General features: G+C 66.0%; 6 protein-coding genes. 3 read left to right on the forward strand and 3 right to left on the reverse strand.

Annotation, left to right across the window (positions count from 1 at the left end; genetic code table 11):
* Window positions 1–88 precede the first annotated feature (88 nt).
* Together AC5P9W_RS14775 and AC5P9W_RS14780 are read left to right on the forward strand one after the other, a co-directional pair.
* Complete coding sequence (locus AC5P9W_RS14775; protein ID WP_111098949.1) at window positions 89–1417, forward strand: NTP/NDP exchange transporter; 1329 nt, start codon at window positions 89–91, stop codon at window positions 1415–1417.
* 30 nt (window positions 1418–1447) lie between these two features.
* Entirely contained in the window at window positions 1448–1798 is a 351-nt protein-coding gene (locus AC5P9W_RS14780; RefSeq protein WP_111098948.1) for a DUF1304 domain-containing protein, read from the forward strand.
* Between the two features lie 497 nt (window positions 1799–2295).
* On the opposite strand, the gene AC5P9W_RS14785 is transcribed toward AC5P9W_RS14780, so the two are convergent.
* The 3 genes from AC5P9W_RS14785 to AC5P9W_RS14795 form a co-directional block, all read right to left on the reverse strand.
* Window positions 2296–2763, reverse strand: a complete 468-nt coding sequence (locus AC5P9W_RS14785) for a hotdog fold domain-containing protein (RefSeq protein WP_180832149.1) — start codon at window positions 2761–2763, stop codon at window positions 2296–2298.
* A 76-nt stretch (window positions 2764–2839) separates the two neighbouring features.
* Complete coding sequence (locus AC5P9W_RS14790; RefSeq protein WP_021204706.1) at window positions 2840–5317, reverse strand: acyl-CoA dehydrogenase; 2478 nt, start codon at window positions 5315–5317, stop codon at window positions 2840–2842.
* Entirely contained in the window at window positions 5314–6231 is a 918-nt protein-coding gene (locus tag AC5P9W_RS14795; RefSeq protein WP_021204705.1) for an alpha/beta fold hydrolase, read from the reverse strand. The genes AC5P9W_RS14790 and AC5P9W_RS14795 overlap by 4 nt, the downstream gene beginning before the upstream one ends.
* 140 nt (window positions 6232–6371) lie before the next feature.
* On the opposite strand from AC5P9W_RS14795, the gene AC5P9W_RS14800 reads away from it, so the two are divergent.
* Complete coding sequence (locus AC5P9W_RS14800; protein WP_005418411.1) at window positions 6372–6974, forward strand: TetR/AcrR family transcriptional regulator; 603 nt, start codon at window positions 6372–6374, stop codon at window positions 6972–6974.
* Window positions 6975–7002: the final 28 nt, after the last annotated feature.

Below are 7002 nucleotides of genomic sequence, written 5' to 3' on the forward strand. Positions count from 1 at the left end.
TGCAGTGCATTGGCTAACGTACGCGCTTCACCGCCCCGGAGCCTGCCATGCCGCTGTCCAACCGCCGTCTTCTGGCGAGGGACGCCGCGTGAGCGCGGTGAAGGGCAAGGGGCCGCTGCGTGGGCTGACGGCGGCACTGCGTGAGTCGCCGGCGCTGTGGTGGTCGTTCCTGTACTTCTTCTGCCTGCTCAGCGGCTACTACGTGCTGCGCCCGGTGCGTGAGGCGATGGCTGCCTCGGCGGACCTGGAAACGGTGTTCCCGCCAGTGCTGATCGCCTGGTTCGCCGGCCACGGCATTGCGTTGAAGGACTTTGTCCTGCAGTTCCTGTTTTCCTGCGTGTTCGTGATCATGCTGGTGCTGCAGCCGGTGTACGGCTGGCTGGTCAGCCGCTTCCCGCGGCGGGTGTTCCTGCCGGCGGTGTATGGGTTCTTCATCGTCACCCTGCTGGGCTTCTACGTACTGTTCGATAGCGGTGTGCCGGGCCGCGGCATGGCGTTCTTTTTCTGGATCACTGTCTTCAACCTGTTCGCGGTGGCGGTGTTCTGGAGCTTCATGGCCGATGTGTTTTCCAACGCGCAGGCACGTGCTTTCTACGGTTACATCGGCGCGGCTGGCACCGTCGGTGCCTTCCTCGGTCCGATCATCACCAGTGCGCTGGTGCAGCGCGTGGGTATCGCCAACCTGATGCTGGTCTCTGCGGGATTCCTGGTCGTCTGCCTGTTGTGCATTTGGCGGCTGCGGCACTGGGCGGTGCTGCGCGAACGCGAGCAGCAACTGGTGTCCGGCGAGAAGCCAATGGGCGGCAGCGTGCTGGATGGCTTGAAACTGATCGTGCGTGAACCTCTGCTGCGCTGGCTGGCGATCATGGTGGTGTTCGGTGTGGGCGTGGGCACCCTGCTGTACAACCAGCAGGCCAGCATCGTGCGTGAGGCATTCAACGATGCAGGCGCTGCTACGGCCTTCTTCTCGCGTATCGACCTGGCGGTGAACGCACTGGCGCTGCTGATGCAGCTCGCCCTGACCCGCTGGCTGCTGTCCCGGCATGGCATTGCGCCGGCGCTGCTGATTCCTGGTTTCGCGATCCTGATCGGCTTCTCGGTGCTGGCGGCCTCGCCGATGCCGCTGATGGTCGCGGTGGTGCAGGTGATGACCCGCGCCAGTGAATTCGCGCTGGCCAAGCCGGCGCGCGAAACCATCTACACCCGCGTGGACCGCCAGTGGCGCTATAAGGCCGGCGCAGCGATCGACACGGTGGTCTACCGGGGCGCGGACCTGAGCTTTGCGTGGCTGCACAAGGGGCTGTCCCTGTTCGGCTCGCACGTGGTGTTCATGGGTGGCGTGGCGGTGGCCGGCTTCATGACCCTGGCCGCGTTCGGCGTGCTGCGCGAAGAAAAGAAACTGCCGCGCGACCGCTGACGCGGCCCAATCTTCCCGAGGAGAGAAACGATGTCGCTGATCGCGCTGCTGCTGACCGTGCTGGTCGCGGTGCTGCACCTGTACTTCCTGGTGCTGGAGATGTTCCTGTGGACCCGCCCGCTGGGCCTGAAGACCTTCCGCAACACGCCGGAGAAGGCAGAGATCACGCGCGTGCTGGCGGCCAACCAGGGCCTGTACAACGGCTTCCTGGCGGCGGGCATCGTAGGGGGGCTGGTGATCGATCAGCCAGTGCTGGTGACGTTCTCGCTGGCCTGCGTGGTGGTGGCCGGGTGCTATGGCGCCTACAGCGTGAGCCGCCGCATTTTCATGATCCAGGCGGTGCCTGCGATCCTGGCGTTGGTTCTTCGCGCGGTGGCGTAGTTTCCAGCCAACGGCGCAGCCCCTCGTGGGTTGGTCGCGTAGAGCTTCTCATGGGGTTGGCCGGGCGGGTTGGGTTCGCGGGGGACGCCGCAAGTACGTCCCTGTAGGCTTGGCCGCGGCATCCATGCCGCGGACACCCCCGCGAACCCAACCCGCCCGGCCTCAGACAGGTTCCGTGCGCGGCCAGCCCACGGAGAAGAAAAAAGAAGATCAAGAGCAACAGCGGGTCGCTGCGCTCGTGGATTCTGCGTGCATGGAAAAAAGCGGCCGATGGGTCGCTTTTGCTTTTGCTCTTCTTTCTCTCTTCCGTGGGGGACGCCGCAGAGATCCGTCCGAGGCCGGAGGGGGGGGGCCGGGCGGGGTATCCGCGCCATGGATGGCGCGGCTAAGCCTACACGGACGTACTTGCGGCGTCCCCGCCTGGCCCCACCCCTCCGGCCCAACCGATAAACCGCATCCCGCGTCCACCCACGAGGGGCTGCGCCGTTCGCGGGAACCTACTTCGCCGGCGACATCCACATGTCGATGACCGCGCTGAACACTTCCGTCCCCGCCCGGTCGCGCACGCTGACCGTCACCGGCAGCGCATAGCCTTCGGCCGCGACGACAATCGGCTGTGCCGGCAGCGCCACCGCCTGCAGTGTGCCTCGTGCCTTGGCCAGGTACTGCACCTGCATCCCCTTCGGGATCCAGCGCATGCCCTTCGGCAGCGATGCATCGACCATCAACCCGGCGGTCAGTTCGGCCAGGTTGCACATCGCGATCGCATGCACCGTGCCGATGTGGTTGCGTACCCTGCGGCGGTCGGCCAGCGTCCCTTCGCAGCGGCCGTGCTCCAGGCGGGTGATGCACGGCGCGATGCTGGCGAAGTAGGGCGCCTTGAAACACACCGCGCGCGAGAACAGCCAGTTGCCAGCAGGCCAGCGCTGCAGGCTTTGGTAAAGCGAGAGCAGGGGTGTGGACATGAGGGGTATTCCGGTCGGCGGATAACGCGACGGCGGGCCGAGGCCCGCCGTCGAAGGCAACGTGTGTCGCGGGCGATCAGGCCGCCTGCGAATGCGGGTCCTTGTGCTGGCGGTCGTAGTAGCTGGCCGCGCGCAGTTCGTGGGTGTCGAAGTCGTCCACGGTGATCGTGTCCAGGGTGAGCGTGCGCAGCTCTTCCAGCAGGCTGCGCTCGTCCTGGGTGATCACGCCCTCGGCCACGGCCTCGTCCAGCTGGCTCTTGAAATCCAGCGCCTCGATGCCCTTGCTCTTCAGCGCCTTGAGGAACTTGCGCTCCACCGGCTCGGCCATGATCGCCTTGCTCAGGTAGCTGTTGATGCGGCCACCCGGGTTGTTCTCGCACGGGGTCAGGAACACGCCACTGGCCAGGCGGTCGCGGGCTTCGTTCGGCGCCATCAGCAGGGCGGCGACACGGCGGCTCAGGCGATCGCCCGGCGCCTCGGCACGACGGCCCAGCGGGAAGATCAGTGCCCACATCAGCCAGCCGATCGGACGGATCGGGAAGTTGCGCAGTGCGGCCGACAGCGACTCTTCGATCTTGTGCACGCTGTCATGGAAGGCCCAGGCCAGCAGCGGCTGGTCGGCCTGCGGTGCGCCTTCGTCGTGGTAGCGCTTGAGCATTGCGCTGGTCATGTAGACGTGGCTCAGCACGTCGCCCAGGCGGCCGGACAGCGATTCCTTGAACTTCAGCTTGCCGCCGAGGGTCATCATCGAGATGTCGGCCATCAGGGCCAGGTTGGCCGAGTAACGGTCCAGCTTGCGGAAGTAGCGGCGGGTGTAGGCGTCACCCGGAGCGGCGCCGAAGCGCGCGCCGGTCAGGCCGAACCAGAACGAACGCACGGCGTTGGAGATGCCGTAGCGGATGTGGCCGAACAGGCTGCGGTCGAACTCCTGCAGGCCGGCACGGGTGTCCGGATCCTGCGCCGCCTTCATCTCCTTCAGCACCCATGGGTGGCAGAGGATCGCACCCTGGCCGAAGATCAGCAGGCTGCGGGTCATGATGTTGGCGCCTTCCACGGTGATCGCGATCGGCGCGGCCTGCCAGCTGCGGCCGGCGAAGTTGCGCGGCCCCAGGATGATGCCCTTGCCGCCGATCACGTCCATCATGTCCGAGATCACTTCGCGGCTCATAGTGGTGCAGTGATACTTGGCGATGGCCGACGGCACCGACGGCACGTCACCGCGGTCGACCGCCGCGGCGGTGGCCTGCGACAGTGCGCTGATCTTGTAGGCCTTGCCACCGATGCGGGCCAGCGCCTCCTCGACGCCCTCGAAGCGGCCGACCGACAGGCCGAACTGCTTGCGGATGCGTGCATAGGCGCCGGTGACGGCCGCACCGGCCTTGGCACCACCGCTGGCGGTGGACGGCAGGGTGATCGAGCGGCCTACGGCCAGGCACTCGTTGAGCATGTTCCAGCCCTTGCCGGCCATGGCCGCGCCACCGATCAGCTGGGTCAGCGGGATGAACACATCCTTGCCCCGGATCGGACCGTTCTGGAAGGTCGAGTTCAGCGGGAAGTGGCGACGACCGATCTCCACGCCGGCTGTGTCGCGCGGCAGCAGGCCCAGGGTGATGCCGATATCGCGGGTATCGCCGATCAGGCCATCGGGATCGTACATGCGGAAGGCCAGGCCGATCAGCGAGGCGACCGGTGCCAGGGTGATGTAGCGCTTGTCGAAGGTCAGCTTGACGCCGAGCACCTGCTCGCCGTTCCACTCGCCCTTGCAGACGATGCCGTAATCGGGAATCGAGGTGGCGTCGGAACCGGCGAACGGACCGGTCAGGCCGAAGCAGGGCACTTCACGGCCATCGGCCAAGCGCGGCAGGTACTGGTCCTTCTGTTCCTGGGTGCCGTAATGCACCAGCAGTTCACCCGGGCCCAGCGAGTTGGGTACGCCGACGGTGGAGCTGACCACCGAGGACACCGAGGCCAGCTTCTGGATCACCTTGTGGTGGGCCAGCGCGGAGAAGCCCAGGCCGCCATATTCCTTCGGGATGATCATGCCGAAGAACTTGTTCTTCTTGATGAAGGCCCACAGCTCCGGCGGCAGGTCGGCATGGACGTGGGTGATTTCCCAGTCGTTGACCATCGCGCACAACTCTTCGACGGGGCCATCAAGGAAGGCCTGTTCTTCGGCAGTCAGCTGCGGCTTGGGGTAGTTGAGCAGGATGTTCCAGTCCGGATCACCGGTGAACAGTTCGCCCTCGAATCCGACCGAACCGGTTTCCAGCGCGATGCGCTCGGTCTGCGACAGCGGCGGCAGCACCTTGCGGAACACCTTCATCATCGGGCCGGTCAGCAGCGGCTTGCGGATGAACGGCAGCAGCAGCGGCACGGCGATGACGGCCAACACGGCGGCCGCCACGATCGTGGCGGTCTGGTTGACGTAGGGGATGAACCAGCAGGCGACCAGCAGGGCCACGCTGATCAGCGTCCAGGTAACCAGCCGCATGCGGTGGTAGGCGACGAACGCGCCTGCCAGCAGCAGGGCGAGGAAGGGAAGAACGATGCTCATGAGCGTGCTCCGGTGACGTGCTCGTTTGTGGCGGACGAAGCCGCAGCATCCGCTGCGGGCAACACGTCCAGATAGTCCAACACAGTAGCGGTAAAGGCGTCGTTGTCATCGCCTGCGACCATATGCGTGGCCTGCGGCAGCTGTACATGGCGCGCGTGCGGCGCCAACGCCAGGAATTCGGCCACGGTCTGCGGCGTGACCAGATCGCTGCGGCCGCCGCTGACCAGCAGCAGCGGGCACTTCACCTGGCGCGCGGCCTCGGCCAGTGCGTCCTGGTGCTGCTCGCTGTCGCGGGCCAGTTCGGCCACCAGGCGCGGGTCCCAATGCCAGCGCCAGCGGCCGTGTCCGTCTTCGCGTAGCAAGGCACGCAGCGACTGCTCGGATTTGCGCGGGCGGTGAGGCATGTAGGCCGAGATCACATCGGCGGCCTGGGCCAGCGAGGCAAAGCCGTCGGGATGGGCGGTCATGAAGGCCAGGATGCGTTCGACGCCGGCGATATCCCAGCGCGGCGTGATGTCGACCAGTACCATCGCCGAGAACAGGCCGGGCCAGCGCGACTCAGCCAGCAGGCCGAACAGCCCGCCCATCGACGCTGCAACGAGCACCGGCGCACGCGGCTGTTCACCGGCCAGCACGATCAGGTCATCAGCGAACTGTTCGCCGTGATAAGGCAGGTCGGTGGCATTCCAGTCTGAATCGCCATGGCCGCGCGCGTCGTAAGCGAGTGTCTGCAGGCCGGCCGCAGACAGGGCGCGTGCGGTGGCGTTCCAGGCGTGGCGGGTCTGGCCGAAGCCGTGCGCGAACAGCACGCGACCACGACGACCGTGCTCGCTGGCCGTGGCCGCGAGGCGGGCGCCATGGGCGGCCTCCAGGCGCAGGTCATGGAACGCAGCGGGAGTAGGGGACATAACCATACTTGCTAGTATGGATCGCTTGCGGGGGAAGTCAATACTGCATCGTATGGTGCGTTGCAGGTTAGGGTCCAGGGGGGCTTTGACGGTTTCGCCTGCAACGGCGTACTGCAACGAACCCCGGCGTATGGTTAAATCAGTCCATGAATCAACCTGACGCTTCCGCCGGCGAACCGCGCGCCGGCCGCAACAGCCGCCTGAGTGCCGAAGACTGGGCCCAGGCGGCCCTCGACCTGATTGCTGAACAAGGCGTAGGCGCCGTTGCGGTGGAACCGCTGGCGCGGCGACTCGGCGTGACCAAGGGCAGTTTCTACTGGCATTTCCCTTCGCGCGATGCATTGCTGCAGGCGGCGCTGGAGCGCTGGGAACTGTTCGAACAGGAACAGGTGTTCGGCAGCCTGGAAGACGTACCGGATCCGCGTGTGCGCCTGCGCCAGCTGTTCCAGATGGTGGCGCATGAAGTGCAGCCGCACATCATCTACAGCGAGCTGCTGAAGGCGCTGGACCATCCGATGGTGCGGCCGGTGATCGACCGGGTTTCGCAGCGTCGCCTCGACTATCTGGTTGCCTCGTTCCGCCAGGCAGGGCTCAGCTCGACCGATGCACGCCATCGCGCACGCCTGGCCTACGCCGCCTATGTCGGCTTCCTGCAGTTGTCGTTGCAGCTGCAGCAGCCGAAGCAGGCGCGCGAGGATTTCGAAGCCTACGTGGAGCACCTGATCGAGACGCTGATTCCTAACGGTTGAGCGTTGTTGCTTCGTTGAGTGCAGAAGG

This window comes from Stenotrophomonas sp. YJH_SMC_33 (assembly GCF_059372295.1).

Bases quoted from the DNA above. Each gene is read 5' to 3' on its own strand.
- AC5P9W_RS14780 (WP_111098948.1), top strand. From the start codon at position 1,448: ATGTCGCTGATCGCGCTGCTGCTGACCGTGCTGGTCGCGGTGCTGCAC.
- AC5P9W_RS14785 (WP_180832149.1), bottom strand. From the start codon at position 2,763: ATGTCCACACCCCTGCTCTCGCTTTACCAAAGCCTGCAGCGCTGGCCT.
- AC5P9W_RS14800 (WP_005418411.1), top strand. From the start codon at position 6,372: ATGAATCAACCTGACGCTTCCGCCGGCGAACCGCGCGCCGGCCGCAAC.
- AC5P9W_RS14790 (WP_021204706.1), bottom strand. From the start codon at position 5,317: ATGAGCATCGTTCTTCCCTTCCTCGCCCTGCTGCTGGCAGGCGCGTTC.
- AC5P9W_RS14795 (WP_021204705.1), bottom strand. From the start codon at position 6,231: ATGGTTATGTCCCCTACTCCCGCTGCGTTCCATGACCTGCGCCTGGAG.